This window comes from Mycobacterium sp. 5-140-3-2 (assembly GCF_035666375.1).
GTDB lineage: Bacteria > Actinomycetota > Actinomycetes > Mycobacteriales > Mycobacteriaceae > Mycobacterium > Mycobacterium intracellulare.
In genome coordinates this window covers 932,518-948,861 of the sequence record NZ_CP142025.1, presented here as the reverse complement: position 1 = coordinate 948,861, position 16,344 = coordinate 932,518, and the positions used below count along the sequence as shown (strand labels likewise).

The window sequence follows — 16,344 nt, the reverse complement described above, 5'->3', positions numbered from 1 at the left end:
CGACGGCTGGGTTCAACAGTAGCCGCAGACCTACCTTGCCCGCGCGGACTGAGAGTCCACTGAGATAACGTTCGCCGATTCCCCAGAGTTCGCCTCGTCGCCGGCCGCCGGCCCGCCCGCCTCGGTCGCGGCGTCTACCTGGCCGGCCTCCGGCTCGGTCGCGGAGTATGTCGCCGGCGGCAGTGGCCGTCCGGGCAGCAGCACATAGAAGGAGGTACCCGGGGGCTGGCCGCCCGGGACGGTGTCCTCGACGCGCAGCAAGCCGCCGTGGTTGAGCACGACCTTCTTGACGATCGCCAGACCGAGGCCGGAGCCGGGCATGGCCCGTGCCGTCGTCGAACGATAGAACCGCTCGAACACCAGCCGGCGCTCTTGCGGTGGAATCCCGGGTCCGTGGTCGGCGACCACCAGCTCGGCGTGCGACGGGTCGAGTTGCCGCATGGTGACGCCGACGTGACCGCCCGGCGGGCTCCACTTGGCCGCGTTGTCCAACAGGTTCAGGACCGCGCGCGACAGGCCGGCGGCGTCGCCGTACATCTGCCACGGCGTCACGTCGACGTCGAAGTGAATGTCGTTGCGGCGCCGCCTGACTCGCTCCAGGCTGCGGTCGACCACGTCGGACATGTCGACCGGCTCGTGCACCACCTGGCCGGCGTCGTCGCGGGTGAGGTCCACCAAATCGCCTACCAGCGTGGACAATTCCTCGATCTGAGCGACCACGTCGGCGCGCAGGTCGACCATCTCCTGTTCGGGTAGCCGCGGCGCTCCGGGTTCCATCGACGCCATCAGCAGCTCGACGTTGGTCCGCAGCGACGTCAGCGGGGTGCGCAGTTCATGCCCGGCGTCGGTGACCAGCCGCGCCTGCCGTTCCCGCGATTCGGCCAACGCCCGCAGCATCAGGTTGAACGACTCGGTGAGCCGGGCCAATTCGTCGCTGCCGAACACGGGGATGGGTCGCAGGTCGTCGGTGCGCGCGACGCGTTCGGCCGCTTCGGTCAGGCGGCCCACCGGGCGCAGGCCGGCCCGGGTGACCATGCCGCCCGCGACCGCGGCGACGGCCACCCCGACCCCGCCGACGATCAGCAGCACCCAGCGCAGTTTGTTCATCACCGCCTCGGTCGGCTTGAGGCTCTTGGAGATCAGCAGCGAGGTGCCGTTCTGCAGATGGACGGCGAGGATCCGCTGATCGCCGGCGGTGCGCCGCGACATGAACAGATCGCCGTGGATGACCGCCTTCTCCGCCGGACCAACCGGCAGGGTCTGACCGGGCTGCTGGGCGGTGTAGATGGCGTGGCCCGGGTTCACCAAAATCGCGTTGACGTCCGAATAGGCGGTGCCTTCGATCGCCTTGCCGGGGTCGGCGGCCAGGGAACCGCTGGCGATCAGCAGCTGGGCCCGGCTTTGCAGTTGGTTGTCGATGTCGCTGTAGAGCGCGGCCGAAATCACGGCGTAGACGGCGAACGCCATCAGCACCACGACCATGGCGACCATCGACATCGCCAGCAGCATGACCCGCCACCGCAACGACAGCGACGGGGTCGCGCGCAGCGGTGGGCGCATGGGTGGGCGCGGAGGCCGGGGGAACTTGATCATCGTGGGGATTGCATCGTCACGGCGGTGTCTCCCGCAGGACGTAACCCACCCCGCGCACGGTGTGGATCAGCCGGGACTCACCGTCGGCTTCGGTTTTGCGGCGCAGATAGCCCACGTAGACCTCCAGCGCATTGCCCGAGGTGGGGAAGTCGAACCCCCATACCTCCTCGAGGATGCGGCTGCGGGTGAGCACGCGGCGGGGATTGGCGATCAGCATTTCGAGCAACGCGAATTCGGTGCGCGTCAGGCTGATCCGGCGCTCCCCGCGGGTGACCTCGCGGGTCACCGGGTCCAGGGTGAGGTCGGAGAACTTCATCGCCACCGATTCGGCCTCGTCCTCCGGCTTGGTCCGGCGCAGCAGCGCACGCATCCGGGCCAACAGTTCTTCCAGGGCGAACGGCTTGGGCAGGTAGTCGTCGGCGCCGGCGTCCAGGCCGGCGACCCGCTCGGAGACCGAATCGCGCGCCGTGAGCACCAGGATCGGCAGGTCATCCCCGGTGCTGCGGAGCTGTCGGCACACCTCGAGGCCATCCAGCCTCGGCATCATCACATCCAGGACGAGCGCATCGGGGCGATCGCTTGCGATCAGTTCGAGAGCTTCGACCCCGTCATGGGCCAACTCGACCGAGTAGCCGTTGAAGGACAACGACCTACGCAGCGACTCGCGCACGGCGCGATCGTCGTCGACGACCAGTATTCGCACGGCCCCTAGTTTCGTCCCACCGCCTGAGACTGACCTGAGAGGCGCGCCGGTGAGGTTCTAGCGGCGGTCGCAAGTGCGGCGAAGCCGGGCGCAGCGGGCCGCCGCCATCAGGTCAGCGGCGGGCCGCCGCCATCGGGTCAGCGGCGGTCGAGGTCGATCAGGCCGAGGCGGGCGGCCTTGAGCAGCCTGCGCGGCACTCTGTGCCGCTGACCTGCGACCGTGACACCGACGAGTTCGGTCTTCTCGGCCTTCCACTGCGCGCGCCGGCTACGGGTGTTCGCGCGCGACATTCTGCGCTTGGGTACGGCCATGGTCGGGCCTGACTCCTCAATGTGGCTTGCGGTTCGGCATGTCGCGCGGCGTGGGCCGGGAGGCCGAACGGGCGACGATCGGGTATCAGGATAGTCGCTGGTCCGCTCGTCGCCAAAACCGACGCCCGCCGCCCCGGATCGCACCCTGCGCTAGCACGGCCCTGGCGCACCCGCCCCGAAGTGGGATCCTTGACGTGACACCCGCGGTACCCGATAACCTACCGGTTGGTTGGTTGGGTCTCACCGGTGAATCCCTGAATGGAGGACGGGCATGGCCTCTGCTTCCGGCGCTTGCGTCCGGATCGCGAACTGCTCCGGGTTCTACGGCGACCGGCTGTCGGCCATGCGCGAAATGCTCACCGGTGGCGAGGTCGACTACCTCACCGGCGACTACCTGGCCGAACTCACCATGCTCATCCTGGGCCGGGACCGGATGAAGCACCCCGAGCGCGGCTACGCCAAGACCTTCCTGACGCAACTCGAGGACTGCCTGGGCGAGGCCCGCGACCGCGGGGTCCGCATCGTGGCCAACGCAGGCGGCCTCAACCCGGCCGGGCTTGCCGACGCGATCCGCGCGCTGGCCGAGCGCCTGGGTATCGACGCCCGGATCGCGCACGTGGAAGGCGACGACCTGTTGCCCCGCGCCGCCGAACTGGGCCTGGGCAGCCCGCTGACCGCGAACGCCTACCTGGGCGCCTGGGGCATCGTCGACTGCCTGGCCGGCGGCGCCGACGTCGTCGTCACCGGCCGGGTCACCGACGCGTCGGTGATCGTCGGGGCGGCCGCCGCGCATTTCGGCTGGCATCGCACCGACTACGACCAGCTCGCCGGCGCCATGGTCGCCGGCCACGTCATCGAATGCGGGGTCCAGGCCACCGGCGGCAACTACGCGTTCTTCACCGAAATCGCCGACCTCACCCACGCCGGTTTTCCCCTGGCCGAGGTCTATGCCGACGGATCCTCGGTGATCACCAAGCACCCCGGCAGCGGCGGTTTGGTCAGCGTCGACACCGTCACCGCCCAGCTGCTGTACGAGATCACCGGGGCGCGCTACGCCAACCCCGACGTCACCGCTCGGATGGACACCGTTGAGCTCGCGCCCGACGGTCCGGACCGGGTGCGCATCAGCGGCGTGCGCGGCGAAGCCCCGCCGCCCACCTACAAGGTGTCGCTGAACAGCATCGGCGGGTTTCGCAACTCGATGACCTTCGTGCTCACCGGCCTGGACATCGAGGCCAAGGCGGAGCTGGTGCGCCGGCAACTCGACGCCGCGCTCACCGTCAAGCCCGCCGAACTGCAGTGGACCCTGGCCCGCACCGACCACGCCGACGCCGACACCGAGGAGGCCGCCAGCGCGCTGCTGCACTGCGTCGTGCGCGACCCCGATCCCGTTAATGTCGGACGCCAATTCTCTTCGGCCGCAGTGGAGTTGGCGCTAGCCAGCTATCCGGGCTTCCACGTGACCGCACCGCCGGGCGACGGCCAGGTCTACGGCGTGTTCACCCCCGGCTACGTCGACGCCGACCAGGTGCCGCACGTCGCGGTGCACGCCGACGGGACGCGCATCGATATCCCCTGCGCCACCGATACTTTGGTGTTGGCTCCGGCCGATCCCCCGCCGCTGCCCGAGCCGCTTCCGGATGGCCTGCTGCGCAGGGCGCCACTCGGCCGCATCGCCGGTGCCCGCAGCGGCGACAAGGGCGGCTCCGCCAACGTCGGTGTGTGGGTCCGCACCGACGAGCAATGGCGGTGGCTGGCCCACACGTTGACCGTCGAACGGCTCAAGGAGCTACTCCCCGAGGCGGCGGACTTCGATGTCACCCGCCACATGTTGCCGAATCTGCGGGCGGTCAACTTCGTCATCGACGGCATCCTCGGCCAGGGCGTCGCCTACCAAGCCCGATTCGATCCTCAAGCCAAGGGGTTGGGCGAATGGCTGCGCGGCCGCCACCTCGACATCCCGGAGAGTCTGTTGTCATGAATCTTTGGACCACACCCGAGCGTGAGCAGCTACGAAAGACGGTGCGCTCCTTCGCGGAACGCGAGATCCTGCCCCACGTCGACGAGTGGGAACGCAGCGGCGAGCTGCCGCGCGAATTGCACCGCAGCGCCGGGGCCGCCGGGCTGCTGGGCGCGGGCTTCCCCGAATCGGTCGGCGGCGGGGGTGGCGACGGCGCCGACGCGGTGATCATCTGCGAAGAGATGCATCAGGCCGGAGCCCCAGGGGGCGTCTTCGCGTCGCTGTTCACCTGTGGCATCGCGGTGCCGCACATGATCGCCTCCGGCGACGAGCGGCTCATCGAGGAGTTCGTCCGGCCGACGCTGGCGGGCGAGAAGATCGGTTCGCTGGCCATCACCGAACCGGGCGGCGGTTCCGACGTCGGCCACCTGCGGACCTCCGCCGAGCGCGACGGTGATCACTACATCGTCAACGGCGCCAAGACCTACATCACCTCCGGCGTGCGCGCCGACTACGTCGTCACCGCGGTGCGCACCGGAGGCCCTGGCGCGGCGGGGGTTTCGTTGCTGGTGGTCGAAAAGGGCACTCCCGGCTTCGAGGTGACGCGCAAGTTGGACAAGATGGGCTGGCGATCCTCGGACACCGCCGAGTTGTCCTACACCGACGTCCGGGTGCCGGCGGCCAACCTGGTCGGCGCCGAGAACAGCGGGTTCGCCCAGATCGCGCAGGCCTTCGTCGCCGAGCGAATCGGCCTTGCCGCCCAAGCGTATTCGAGCGCCCAGCGGTGCCTGGACCTGACCGTGCAATGGTGCCGCGACCGCGAGACGTTCGGCCGCCCGCTGATCTCGCGGCAGTCGGTGCAGAACACGCTGGCCGAGATGGCCCGACGCATCGACGTGGCCCGCGTCTACTCGCGCCACGTGGTGGAACGCCAGCTCGCCGGCGAGACGAATCTGATCCCGCAGGTGTGTTTCGCCAAAAACACCGCCGTCGAGGCCGGCGAATGGGTGGCAAACCAGGCCGTCCAGCTGTTCGGTGGCATGGGTTATATGACCGAATCCGAGGTCGAGCGCCAATACCGGGACATGAGGATCCTGGGCATCGGCGGCGGCACCACCGAAATCCTGACCGCACTGTCCGCCAAACTCCTGGGGTTCCAGTCATGATCGCAGCGATGAGGAGGAGTGGCGCCAAATGACCACCCTGCAATCCACGCTGAACCACGACGACGCCGAGTTCACCGAGGCCGCGTCGGCGGCGATCGCGAAACTCGACGAGATCGACGCCGAGCTGGCCAATGCGCTGGCGGGCGGCGGACCCAAATACGTTGAGCGTCACCACGAGCGCGGCAAACTGACCGCGCGTGAGCGCATCGAGTTGCTCGTCGACGCGGACTCGCCGTTCCTGGAGCTCAGCCCGCTGGCCGCCTGGGGCAGCGCCTTCAAGGTCGGCGCCAGCACCGTCACCGGCATCGGCGTGGTCGAGGGCGTCGAATGCATGATCGTCGCGAACGACCCGACGGTCAAAGGCGGCACCAGCAACCCATGGACCCTGAAGAAGATCCTGCGGGCCAACCAGATCGCCTTCGAGAACCGGCTTCCGGTGATTTCGCTGGTGGAATCCGGCGGCGCCGACCTGCCCACCCAGAAGGAGATCTTCATCCCCGGCGGGCGGATGTTCCGCGACCTGACCAGGCTTTCGGCGGCCGGGATCCCCACCATCGCTTTGGTGTTCGGTAACTCCACCGCGGGCGGCGCCTACGTCCCGGGGATGTCCGATCACGTGGTGATGATCAAGGAACGCTCCAAGGTGTTCCTCGCCGGTCCCCCACTGGTGAAGATGGCCACCGGCGAGGAGTCCGACGACGAATCGCTGGGCGGCGCCGAGATGCACGCCCGGATCTCGGGTTTGGCCGACTACTTCGCGGTCGACGAACTCGACGCCATCCGCATCGGCCGCCGCATCGTCGCCCGGCTGAATTGGACCAAGCAAGGCCCGAAACCCAAGCCGATCACCGAGCCGTTATTCGACACCGAGGAGCTCATCGGCATCGTCCCCGCGGATCTGCGCATCCCATTCGATCCCCGCGAAGTGATCGCCCGGATTGTCGACGGATCCGAATTCGACGAATTCAAGCCGCTGTACGGCTCCTCACTGGTGACGGGCTGGGCCCAGTTGCACGGCTACCCGATCGGGATCCTGGCCAACGCGCGCGGCGTGCTGTTCAGCGAGGAGTCGCAAAAGGCCACGCAGTTCATCCAGCTGGCCAACCGCTCCAACACGCCACTGCTGTTCCTGCACAACACCACCGGCTACATGGTGGGCAAGGACTACGAGGAGGGCGGGATGATCAAGCACGGCTCGATGATGATCAATGCCGTGTCCAATTCGACCGTCCCCCACATCTCGCTGCTGATCGGCGCCTCCTACGGCGCGGGCCACTACGGCATGTGCGGCCGTGCCTACGATCCGCGGTTCCTGTTCGCCTGGCCGACGTCGAAGTCCGCGGTGATGGGTGGCGCCCAGCTCTCGGGGGTGCTGTCGATCGTGGCCCGCGCGGCCGCGGAAGCCCGCGGCCAGCAGGTCGACGAGGAGGCCGACGCGGCGATGCGGGCCGCGGTCGAGGGCCAGATCGAGGCGGAGTCGCTGCCGCTGGTGTTGTCCGGGATGCTCTACGACGACGGGGTGATCGACCCACGGGACACCCGGACCGTGCTGGGAATCTGTTTGTCCGCCATCGCCAATGGCCCGATCAAGGGGACGTCGAACTTCGGCGTCTTCCGGATGTGAGCCCCATGATTACTCGAGTTCTGGTTGCCAACCGTGGCGAGATCGCGCGCCGGGTGTTCGCCACGTGCCGCCGGCTGGGCCTGGGCACCGTCGCCGTCTACACCGACCCGGACGCCGGCGCGCCGCACGTCGCCGAGGCCGACGCCCGGGTGCGGCTGCCCAAGACCAACGACTATCTCAACGCCGAGGCCATCATCGCCGCGGCCCGCGCCGCCGGTGCCGACGCGATCCACCCCGGCTACGGGTTCCTCTCGGAGAACGCCGATTTCGCGGCCGCCGTCCAGCACGCCGGACTGACCTGGATCGGCCCGCCGGTGGACGCGGTGCGGGCGATGGGCTCCAAGATCGAGGCCAAGAAGCTGATGGCCTCCGCCGGCGTGCCCGTTCTCGACGAGCTCGATCCCGACACGGTCACCCAGGCGCAGCTGCCGGTGCTGGTCAAGGCCTCCGCGGGCGGGGGCGGGCGGGGCATGCGGGTGGTGCGCGAATTGTCCGCCCTGCCAGCAGAAGTCGAGGCAGCGCGCCGCGAAGCGCAGTCCGCGTTCGGCGATCCGACGGTGTTCTGCGAGCGCTACCTGCCCACCGGCCACCACATCGAGGTTCAGGTCATGGCCGACACCCACGGCACGGTGTGGGCCGTCGGGGAACGCGAGTGCTCGATTCAGCGCCGCCACCAGAAGATCATCGAGGAGGCCCCCTCCCCGCTGGTGGAGCGCACCCCGGGCATGCGCGCCAAGCTGTTCGACGCGGCGCGACTGGCCGCCGGCGCGATCGGCTACACCGGCGCCGGGACGGTGGAGTTCCTGGCCGACGACGATGGCGAGTTCTACTTCCTGGAGATGAACACGCGGCTACAGGTCGAGCACCCGGTCACCGAAGAGACGACCGGGCTCGACCTGGTGGAACTGCAGCTCGCGGTGGCCGACGGCGCCCGCCTCGACGCCGAATCTCCTGCCGCCCAGGGTCATTCGATCGAGGCCAGGCTCTACGCGGAGGATCCCGCACGCGAGTGGCAGCCCCAGGCCGGTGTTATGCGCGCGTTCGAGGTGCCCTCCGTGCGAGCCGAGTTCGGCTCGCTGGGACAACGGACCGGCATCCGGCTGGATTCGGGGATCGCCGACGGATTCACGGTGTCGATCCACTACGACCCGATGCTGGCCAAGGTCATCTCCTACGCCCCGACACGCCGCCAGGCGGCGCTGGTTCTCGCCGACGCGCTGACCCGAGCCCGGGTGCACGGGCTGCGCACCAACCGCGACCTGCTGGTGAATGTGTTACGGCATCCAGCGTTCCTCGACGGCGCCACCGACACAGCGTTTTTCGACACGCACGGCCTGGCCGAACTATCGGCGCCGCTGGGTGACGCCGCAGCGGTTCGTCTGTCGGCGATCGCCGCCGCCCTCGCCGACGCCGCGCGCAACCGAGCGCTCGCCCCGGTGTTGGGTGCCATCCCCAGCGGCTGGCGAAACCTGCGGTCGGGTTATCAGGTCAAGACCTACGGTGACGATGACGGCAACGAACACCGCATTCAATACCGGTTCGACAGAACCCGGTTGGTCCTGCCCGACGATCCTTCGGTGCAATTGGTGTCGGCCACGGCGAAAGCTGTGGTATTGAGGACGGACGGCGTCGACCACCACTTCTCGGTGCGGCGCTACGACCCCAGCGATTCCGACGTCTACGTCGACTCCGCGCGCGGACCGGTGCACCTGATCGCGCTGCCGCGCTTCCCCGAGCCCGGTTCGACCGTCGAAAAGGGATCGCTGGTCGCCCCCATGCCCGGCAACGTCATCCGACTCGGCGCTGCGATCGGCGACACCGTCACCGCCGGTCAACCACTGATCTGGTTGGAAGCCATGAAGATGGAACACACCATCACAGCACCGGTCGACGGCGTTCTCGCCGAACTCGACGTCAAGACCGGTCAGCAAGTCGAAGTGGGCGCCGTACTGGCAAGAGTCGAAGCGCCGCAATCAGAAGGAGATCCCCAGTGACCGACAGCAGCTTCATCGAGAACGAGGAGCGTCAGGCCCTGCGCAAGGCGGTGGCTGAATGGGCGTCCAACTACGGCAGCGAGTACTACCTGAAGAAGGCGCGCGCCCACGAGCACACCGACGAATTATGGTCGGAGGCAGGAAAACTCGGCTTCCTGGGCGTGAATCTGCCCGAGGAGTACGGCGGTGGCGGCGCCGGAATGTACGAGCTGTCGCTGGTGATGGAGGAGATGGCCGCCGCCGGTAGCGCGTTGCTGCTCATGGTGGTCTCGCCCGCCATCAACGGCACCATCATCAGCAAGTTCGGCACCGAGGAGCAGAAGAAGCGCTGGCTCCCCGGTATCGCCGACGGGACACTGACCATGGCGTTCGCCATCACCGAGCCCGACGCCGGATCCAACTCGCACAAGATCACCACCACGGCCCGCCGCGACGGCAGCGACTGGGTCCTCAAGGGCCAGAAGGTGTTCATCTCCGGCATCGACCAGGCGCAGGCCGTGCTCGTGGTGGCCCGCACCGAGGAGGCCAAAACGGGCAAGCTGCGCCCCGCGCTGTTCGTGGTGCCCACCGATGCGCCCGGCTTCACCTACACGCCCATCGAAATGGAATTGATCAGCCCCGAACGCCAATTCCAGGTCTTCCTCGACGATGTCCGGTTGCCCAGCGACGCACTCGTCGGCGCCGAAGATGCCGCCATCGCACAGCTTTTCGCCGGCCTGAACCCCGAACGCATCATGGGCGCGGCCAGCTCGGTCGGGATGGGGCGGTTCGCGCTGGACCGGGCCGCCGAGTACGTCAAGACCCGCCAGGTGTGGGGAACCCCGATCGGCTCGCACCAAGGGCTGTCACATCCGTTGGCGCAGTGCCACATCGAGGTCGAACTCGCCAAGCTGATGATGCAGAAGGCCGCGACCCTGTATGACTCCGGCAACGACATGGCTGCGGCCGAGGCCGCGAACATGGCCAAATACGCTGCGGCCGAAGCTGCTACCCGGTCGGTGGACCAGGCCGTGCAGTCGATGGGCGGCAACGGGCTCACCAAGGAATACGGTGTGGGCGCCATGCTGACTTCGGCCCGGCTTGGCCGCATCGCCCCGGTCAGCCGCGAGATGGTGCTGAACTTCGTCGCGCAGACGTCACTGGGCCTGCCGCGAAGCTACTAAATGGACACCCTCGTCGAATACGCCGGACCCGCCGACACGGGCGGGCCGTACGCGCGGCTGACGCTGAACTCACCGCACAACCGCAACGCGCTGTCGACCACGCTGGTCGCCCAGTTGCACCAGGGGCTGCGCGACGCCTCGTCGGATCCGGCCGTGCGCGCGGTGGTGCTGGGCCACGCCGGGGGCACCTTCTGCGCCGGCGCGGACCTGAGCGAGGGCGGCGGCGCAGCCGGGCGAAGCGGGTCGCCACCCCCTGCCTATGACATGGCCGTCGCCCGGGCCCGGGAGATGACCGCTTTGATGCGGGCCATCGTCGCCTCGCCACTGCCGGTGATCGCCGCCATCAACGGCCATGTCCGGGCCGGCGGCTTCGGCCTCGTGGGTGCCTGCGATATCGCGGTCGCCGGGCCGCGCAGCACGTTCGCGCTGACCGAGGCGCGCATCGGCGTCGCCCCGGCGATCATCTCGTTGACTCTGCTGCCGAAATTGTCGCCGCGCGCCGCGGCGCGCTACTACCTGACCGGCGAAACATTCGACGCCGACGCGGCGGCGGAAATCGGGCTGATCACCATGGCCGCCGAGGACGTCGACGCCGCGGCCGAGAAACTGGTCGCCGATGTGGGCCGTGGGTCACCGCAGGGGCTCGCGGCTTCCAAGGCGCTGACGACGGCCGCTGTGTTGGAAGGGTTCGACCGTGACGCCGAACGGCTCGCCGAGGAATCGGCGCGGCTCTTCGTGTCCGACGAGGCCCGCGAAGGCATGTTGGCGTTCCTGGAGAAGCGGCCACCCCGCTGGACGAGTTAGCCAACGACAAGTTAGCCAGATGTCTAAGAGTGGTCCGGCCAAATCGGCCGGCGGTCCGGCCCGAGCCGATGCAAGGTTGCAGTTTAGCCAATCCTCTTGCAGCAAAACCTGGACGTCGTAGGCTCGTGGGTGATGAGCAACTCAACGCAACGGGATGCGGAGGACACGCGCGACCAGCCGTCGCGCGCGGCCGATACCGATCGCATACAGACTGCGCAGTTGCTGGCGTACGCGGCCGAGCAGGGCCGCCTGCAGCTCAACGACTACGAAGACCGTTTGACCAGGGCCTATGCCGCGACGACGTATGAGGAACTGGACCGGTTGAGGGCCGATCTGCCCGGCGCCCCGATCAGCCCGCGCCGCGGCGGCAAACCCAATCCGGCGCCGTCGACGCTACTGCTGGCGTTGATGAGTGGCTTCGAGCGGCGCGGCCGATGGAACGTGCCGAAGAAGCTGACCACCTTCACCCTGTGGGGCAGCGGGGTGGTCGATCTGCGCTACGCCGACTTCACCTCGACCGAGGTTGACATCCACGCGATGTCGATTATGGGCGTGCAGAACATTTTGCTGCCGCCCGAAGTCAACGTGGAGGTGCACGGCCGCGGGGTGATGGGAAACTTCGACCGCGGCGTCCACGGCCAGGGCACTCCCGGGGCACCGACGGTCCACATTCGCGGCTTCTCGCTGTGGGGAGCCGTCGGGATCGCGCGTAAGGCCCGCAGGCCCCGCGGCGGGTAGCCGCTTCCCAGCGACGGAGCCTCAGCGGGGCACGTAGTCGAAGGTGTCAGGGTTGGGTCCGTTGCGTCCCGACTCACCCTTGTTCAGCGCTGAGATCGCGTCCATGTCGGAATCGTCCAGTTCGAAGTCGAACAGCTCGAAGTTGGATTTGACCCGTGCCGGTGTCACCGATTTGGGGAAGACGATGTCGCCGCGCTGAATGTGCCAGCGCAACACGACCTGTGCGGGCGTTTTGTCGCGGGACCCGGCGATGCGGTTGATCACCGGATCGTCGAGCACCTTGCCCTGGGCGATGGGTGCCCACGCCTCCGTGGCGATGCCGTGCTCGCGTCCGTACGCCCTCACCTCGTCGTTGCCGAAGTATGGATGAACCTCGATCTGGTTGACCGACGGCACGGTGTCGGTTTCGTCGGCGAGCCGATTCAAATGTGCGACTTGGAAATTCGACACGCCGATGCTGCGCGCGCGTCCGTCCCGCGCGAACTCTTCGAAGACCTTCCACGTCGAGACGAAGTCGCCGTCGTAGAGCGTGGGCAGCGGCCAGTGGATGAGAAACAGGTCGACGTAGTCCGAATCGAGCGCCTTCAGCGTTTGGTCGAAGGCGCGGCGCGCGTCATCGGGCTTGTGAAAGCCGTTGTTGAGCTTGCTGGTGATGAAGACCTCGCCGCGCTCAAGGCCGGCGTCGCGGATGCCTTGGCGGACTTCCTTTTCATTTCCGTACATTTCGGCGGTGTCGATGTGCCGGTATCCGATGTCGAGCGCCGTCTTGACCGCCGCGGCCGTCTCGTCGGGCTTGATCTGGAACACCCCGAAACCGAGCTGCGGGATCTCGACACCGTCGTTGAGTTCGATCGTGGGAACCTTGCTCACGGGATTTCTCCTTTTATGGTCTATCGACGGCGGCGGGAACGTAGGTAGTCGCCGACCACCGCCGCTCCCAGCCCGTCGAGATCGGGCACCACGACGCGTCCCTCGACGCGCCGGGCGACCTGGTCAATGAAGCGCGCCAGGCCGGGATCGCTGCCCAGCCGGAAGATCGTGATTTGCGCACCGAGGCGCGCCATTTCATCGAAGCCGCGCACGGTGTGGGCGATGGTCCGCGGGTGCGGCGGGTAGTCGAAGAAGACCGTCGTGCCATCACCGTCGAAGTCCTCCAGGTGGGCGGTCGGCTCGCCGTCGGTCACCACCAGCACGACGGGCTGGGCATTGGGGTGGCGGCGCAGATGACGCCCCGCCAGCGCCAACGCGTGATGCAGGTTGGTCCCCTGCTCGTAGACACCTTCCAGGCCGGTGAGTTCGGCGGCGGTCACCGTCCGGGCGTAGCGGCCAAAGGCGATGATCTGCAAGGCATCCGAGCGAAAACGCGTGCACACCAAGTGGTTGAGCGCCAGCGCTGTCTGCTTCATCGGCAGCCAGCGGTTCTCCATCACCATGGAAAACGACGTGTCGACCAGCAGCGCGACCGCGGCCTGCGTGCGGGTCTCGGTCTCGGAGACCTCGACGTCGTCGACGGAGATCTTCAACCGCGCGTCCGGCCCATCGAGGGTGGCCGTTCCCGCCTGCCGCAGCACGGCATTGGTCAGCGTGCGCGAAATGTTCCACGGTTCGGTGTCACCGAACTGCCAGGGCCGGGTGGCGCCCGTGAGCTCGCCGGCCGCACCCGCCCGCCGATGATCACGCTCACCGCGCCGCCCGGAAAGTTGTTGCGCCACATCGCGTAGCGCCGTCTCGCCGAGCCTGCGCATCGCCTTCGGCGACAGCCGCCACTGGCCGTCGGAACCGCGGTCCAGGAAGCCCTGATTCACCAGCGCACGTTCCAATTCGGCGAGCGTGCGGGCATCGACGGCCGCCTCGTCGCCGAGCTGGCGTGCCAGCGCGTCGAGGTCGACGTCATCCATGGTGGCGCCGGGATAGCTTTGCGAGAGCTGCTCGGCCAGTTGCTCGAGCTCGGCGATGTCGGACAGCGCCTGGGTGCCCTCACCCATCCCGAACGGGTTGTCACCGGAGAACTGTTCGGATCCGGTCCAGTCCTCCCCGGGCCGCGCCGCCTGCAGGTGCGCATCGAGCCGACTCAGCGACTCCATCAGGGCCGGTGAGCCGAATGCCTGCTGCGCCAAGGCATCCAGCTCCGCGCGCTGCTCGGCGCTGAGGCTGTTGCGGAAGCGCTGCGCGGCGGCGGCCCGCTTGGCCAGCGAGTCCAGCAGCTCGTCGACGTTGCGCGGGTTCTCCGGGAAGAACTCGCCGTGGGAGTCCATGAAGTTTTCGAAGTCTTCCTGGGTGTCCTCGCCGCGCGCGTGCTTGTCCAGCAGGTCGTTGAGGTCGTTCAGCATGTCGTTGACGCGCTGGCGGTCCTCGTCGGTGGCCCCCTGAAGCGCCTGCTTCATGCCCGCGAAGCGCTGGTCGAGCATCTCGCGGCCGAGCAGATCCTTGATCTGGTCGTACTTTTCGCGCGCCTCGCCGCTGCGCCAGTTGTACTCGGAAAGCTCCTGGACGGCCTTGGCCGGCGACGCCGGTAGCGCGTCCAGTTGGAGTTCGCCGAAGCGGGCGTCGTCGTCGAGCGCGCGGGCCAGCTCCTTGCGTTCGGCCAGCACCGCCTCGTCCAGCAGTTTCTTGATCTCCTGCAGCGTGCCGTCCAAGTTGTTGCGCCGCAACAACTCCCGTCGCCGTCGGTTGGCCTCGGCCGCCAGCCGGTCCGCGCCCGGCATGTTCTTGGTGCCGCGGCGCAGCAGCTCGGAGAGCGCGCGTCGCGGCGAGGTACCGGCCATGACGTCCTGGCCGATCTGTTCGAGCGCCTCGCGCAGATCCACCGGCGGAGCCAGCGGGTCGGGCCCGCCGGTGTACGCCGAGTACCGCGATGAGTGCCCTCTATTAGCCATAGACGGTTTGCCCCTCCTCGGACACCTTGTCGATGCGCTTGGCCAGATACAAAGCCTCGAGCGCCAGCTCGAGCGCGGCGGCGCGTTCGCCCTCCGACCGCGCGCCCAGCTTGTCCGCGATCTTGTCCACCACCGGCAGGCGCGGGACGGCGGCCAGCACGTCCTTTGCCGACACCCGCTCGCCCGTCGTCACCGCGGACCCGCCCTCGACCGCCGACACCAGCGATCCGACGTCGATGCCGCCCAGCACCCGCGACGCGGTGTCCGCGGTCGCGCGGCGCAGCAGGTGTTCGAGCACCGCCTGTTCGCGGCCTTCCTCGCCGGACTCGAATTCCAGCTTGCCGCGCAGGACGTCGATCACGGTGCCCAGATCGACCACCCGTGCCACCGGGTCCGTCTCCCCCAGGATCGCGCCGCGATGGCGGGCGGCGGCCGCGACGGTCTCGGCGGCGGCGATGGCGAACCGCGCCGACACCCCCGAGCGTTGGTCGACGGAATTCGACTCCCGCAGGTAGCGGGCGAACCGGGCGATGATCTGCATGAGGTAGTCGGGCACCTGCGCCGACAGGTGCGCCTCCTGCGCGATCACCCCGACTTCCGCGTCGAGCTCGAGCGGATAGTGGGTCCGGATCTCCGCGCCGAAGCGGTCCTTGAGCGGGGTGATGATGCGCCCGCGGTTGGTGTAGTCCTCGGGGTTGGCGCTGGCGACCACCAACACGTCCAGCGGCAGGCGCAGCGTGTAGCCGCGGACCTGGATGTCGCGCTCCTCCATCACGTTGAGCATCGACACCTGGATGCGCTCGGCGAGGTCGGGAAGTTCGTTGACCGCGACGATGCCGCGGTGCGCGCGCGGAATCAGCCCGTAGGCGATGGTCTCGGGGTCCCCCAGGCTGCGGCCCTCGGCGACCTTGATCGGGTCGATGTCGCCAACCAGGTCGGCGACGCTGGTGTCGGGCGTGGCGAGCTTTTCGGTGTAGCGCTCGCTGCGGTGCTTCCACTCCACCGGCAGGTCGTCGCCCAGGGTGGCGGCCTTGCGGATCGACTCCGGCGTGATCGGCGAGAACGGATGCTCCCCCAGTTCGGCCCCGGCGATCACCGGCGTCCACTCATCGAGCAACCCGACCAGCGCACGCAGCAGCCGGGTTTTGCCCTGGCCGCGCTCGCCGAGCAGCACGAAGTCGTGACCCGCGATCAAAGCCCGCTCGAGCTGGGGCAAGACGGTGTCGTCGAATCCCAGAATGCCAGGCCAGATGGCTGCGCTGTCCGGCCCGTCGGCCAGTGCGGTCAGCAGATTTTCGCGGATTTCCTGCTTGACTCCCCGTTCACGGTGACCGGCGGCGCGCAGTTCGCCGACGGTGCGGGGCAGGTTGCTCGGTGACGTCACCACTCCACGCTACGACGATGCCGCCGAT

General features: G+C 68.2%; 13 protein-coding genes. 7 read left to right on the top strand and 6 right to left on the bottom strand.

Translation table 11 applies throughout. The features are described from left to right. Window positions 1-30 precede the first annotated feature (30 nt). From P6281_RS04795 to rpmF, 3 genes are all read right to left on the bottom strand, one after another. Window positions 31-1,593, bottom strand: a complete 1,563-nt coding sequence (locus tag P6281_RS04795) for a HAMP domain-containing sensor histidine kinase (RefSeq protein WP_036397793.1) — start codon at window positions 1,591-1,593, stop codon at window positions 31-33. A gap of 16 nt (window positions 1,594-1,609) precedes the next feature. Next, the gene (gene mprA, locus P6281_RS04790; RefSeq protein WP_008254065.1) at window positions 1,610-2,296 is read right to left on the bottom strand and encodes a two-component system response regulator MprA; all 687 of its coding nucleotides are present in this window, start codon (window positions 2,294-2,296) and stop codon (window positions 1,610-1,612) included. A gap of 137 nt (window positions 2,297-2,433) precedes the next feature. Next, on the bottom strand, window positions 2,434-2,607 hold the full coding sequence (gene rpmF / locus P6281_RS04785) for a 50S ribosomal protein L32 (protein WP_008254062.1): 174 nt from the start codon (window positions 2,605-2,607) through the stop codon (window positions 2,434-2,436). 271 nt (window positions 2,608-2,878) lie between these two features. On the opposite strand from rpmF, the gene P6281_RS04780 reads away from it, so the two are divergent. From P6281_RS04780 to P6281_RS04750, 7 genes are all read left to right on the top strand, one after another. Continuing rightward, on the top strand, window positions 2,879-4,588 hold the full coding sequence (locus tag P6281_RS04780) for an acyclic terpene utilization AtuA family protein (RefSeq protein ID WP_324738633.1): 1,710 nt from the start codon (window positions 2,879-2,881) through the stop codon (window positions 4,586-4,588). After that, window positions 4,585-5,733 carry an acyl-CoA dehydrogenase family protein gene (locus tag P6281_RS04775; RefSeq protein WP_009957815.1) on the top strand — a complete coding sequence of 383 codons (1,149 nt, stop codon included), beginning with the start codon at window positions 4,585-4,587 and terminating at the stop codon, window positions 5,731-5,733. Before P6281_RS04780 ends, P6281_RS04775 begins: the two co-directional genes overlap by 4 nt. A 28-nt stretch (window positions 5,734-5,761) precedes the next feature. Next, the gene (locus P6281_RS04770; protein WP_009957816.1) at window positions 5,762-7,357 is read left to right on the top strand and encodes an acyl-CoA carboxylase subunit beta; all 1,596 of its coding nucleotides are present in this window, start codon (window positions 5,762-5,764) and stop codon (window positions 7,355-7,357) included. A 5-nt stretch (window positions 7,358-7,362) separates the two neighbouring features. After that, window positions 7,363-9,351 (top strand): acetyl/propionyl/methylcrotonyl-CoA carboxylase subunit alpha, encoded by a 1,989-nt coding sequence (locus P6281_RS04765; protein ID WP_009957817.1) that lies wholly within the window; start codon window positions 7,363-7,365, stop codon window positions 9,349-9,351. After that, window positions 9,348-10,514 (top strand): acyl-CoA dehydrogenase family protein, encoded by a 1,167-nt coding sequence (locus P6281_RS04760; RefSeq protein WP_008254047.1) that lies wholly within the window; start codon window positions 9,348-9,350, stop codon window positions 10,512-10,514. Before P6281_RS04765 ends, P6281_RS04760 begins: the two co-directional genes overlap by 4 nt. Then, the gene (locus P6281_RS04755; protein WP_008254044.1) at window positions 10,515-11,318 is read left to right on the top strand and encodes an enoyl-CoA hydratase family protein; all 804 of its coding nucleotides are present in this window, start codon (window positions 10,515-10,517) and stop codon (window positions 11,316-11,318) included. 132 nt (window positions 11,319-11,450) lie between these two features. Continuing rightward, window positions 11,451-12,056 (top strand): DUF1707 SHOCT-like domain-containing protein, encoded by a 606-nt coding sequence (locus P6281_RS04750; protein WP_008254042.1) that lies wholly within the window; start codon window positions 11,451-11,453, stop codon window positions 12,054-12,056. 21 nt (window positions 12,057-12,077) lie between these two features. Here P6281_RS04750 and P6281_RS04745 read toward each other — a convergent pair whose 3' ends face one another. Genes P6281_RS04745 through P6281_RS04735 form a run of 3 tightly spaced genes read right to left on the bottom strand, consistent with a single transcriptional unit; the run spans window position 12,078 to window position 16,319 of the window. Beyond that, window positions 12,078-12,926 (bottom strand): aldo/keto reductase, encoded by an 849-nt coding sequence (locus tag P6281_RS04745; RefSeq protein ID WP_008254041.1) that lies wholly within the window; start codon window positions 12,924-12,926, stop codon window positions 12,078-12,080. A 20-nt stretch (window positions 12,927-12,946) separates the two neighbouring features. Then, a complete protein-coding gene (locus P6281_RS04740; protein WP_026071411.1) occupies window positions 12,947-14,932 on the bottom strand; it encodes a vWA domain-containing protein in 1,986 nt (661 codons plus the stop codon). Then, window positions 14,925-16,319 carry an ATP-binding protein gene (locus P6281_RS04735; protein ID WP_008254031.1) on the bottom strand — a complete coding sequence of 465 codons (1,395 nt, stop codon included), beginning with the start codon at window positions 16,317-16,319 and terminating at the stop codon, window positions 14,925-14,927. The genes P6281_RS04740 and P6281_RS04735 overlap by 8 nt, the downstream gene beginning before the upstream one ends. Between the last annotated feature and the right edge of the window lie 25 nt (window positions 16,320-16,344).

Excerpts from the sequence above, each read along its gene's own strand:
- P6281_RS04795 (WP_036397793.1), bottom strand. The coding sequence starts at position 1,593 with ATGATCAAGTTCCCCCGGCCTCCGCGCCCACCCATGCGCCCACCGCTG.
- rpmF (WP_008254062.1), bottom strand. The coding sequence starts at position 2,607 with ATGGCCGTACCCAAGCGCAGAATGTCGCGCGCGAACACCCGTAGCCGG.
- P6281_RS04780 (WP_324738633.1), top strand. The coding sequence starts at position 2,879 with ATGGCCTCTGCTTCCGGCGCTTGCGTCCGGATCGCGAACTGCTCCGGG.
- P6281_RS04775 (WP_009957815.1), top strand. The coding sequence starts at position 4,585 with ATGAATCTTTGGACCACACCCGAGCGTGAGCAGCTACGAAAGACGGTG.
- P6281_RS04770 (WP_009957816.1), top strand. The coding sequence starts at position 5,762 with ATGACCACCCTGCAATCCACGCTGAACCACGACGACGCCGAGTTCACC.
- P6281_RS04765 (WP_009957817.1), top strand. The coding sequence starts at position 7,363 with ATGATTACTCGAGTTCTGGTTGCCAACCGTGGCGAGATCGCGCGCCGG.
- P6281_RS04755 (WP_008254044.1), top strand. The coding sequence starts at position 10,515 with ATGGACACCCTCGTCGAATACGCCGGACCCGCCGACACGGGCGGGCCG.
- P6281_RS04750 (WP_008254042.1), top strand. The coding sequence starts at position 11,451 with ATGAGCAACTCAACGCAACGGGATGCGGAGGACACGCGCGACCAGCCG.
- P6281_RS04740 (WP_026071411.1), bottom strand. The coding sequence starts at position 14,932 with ATGGCTAATAGAGGGCACTCATCGCGGTACTCGGCGTACACCGGCGGG.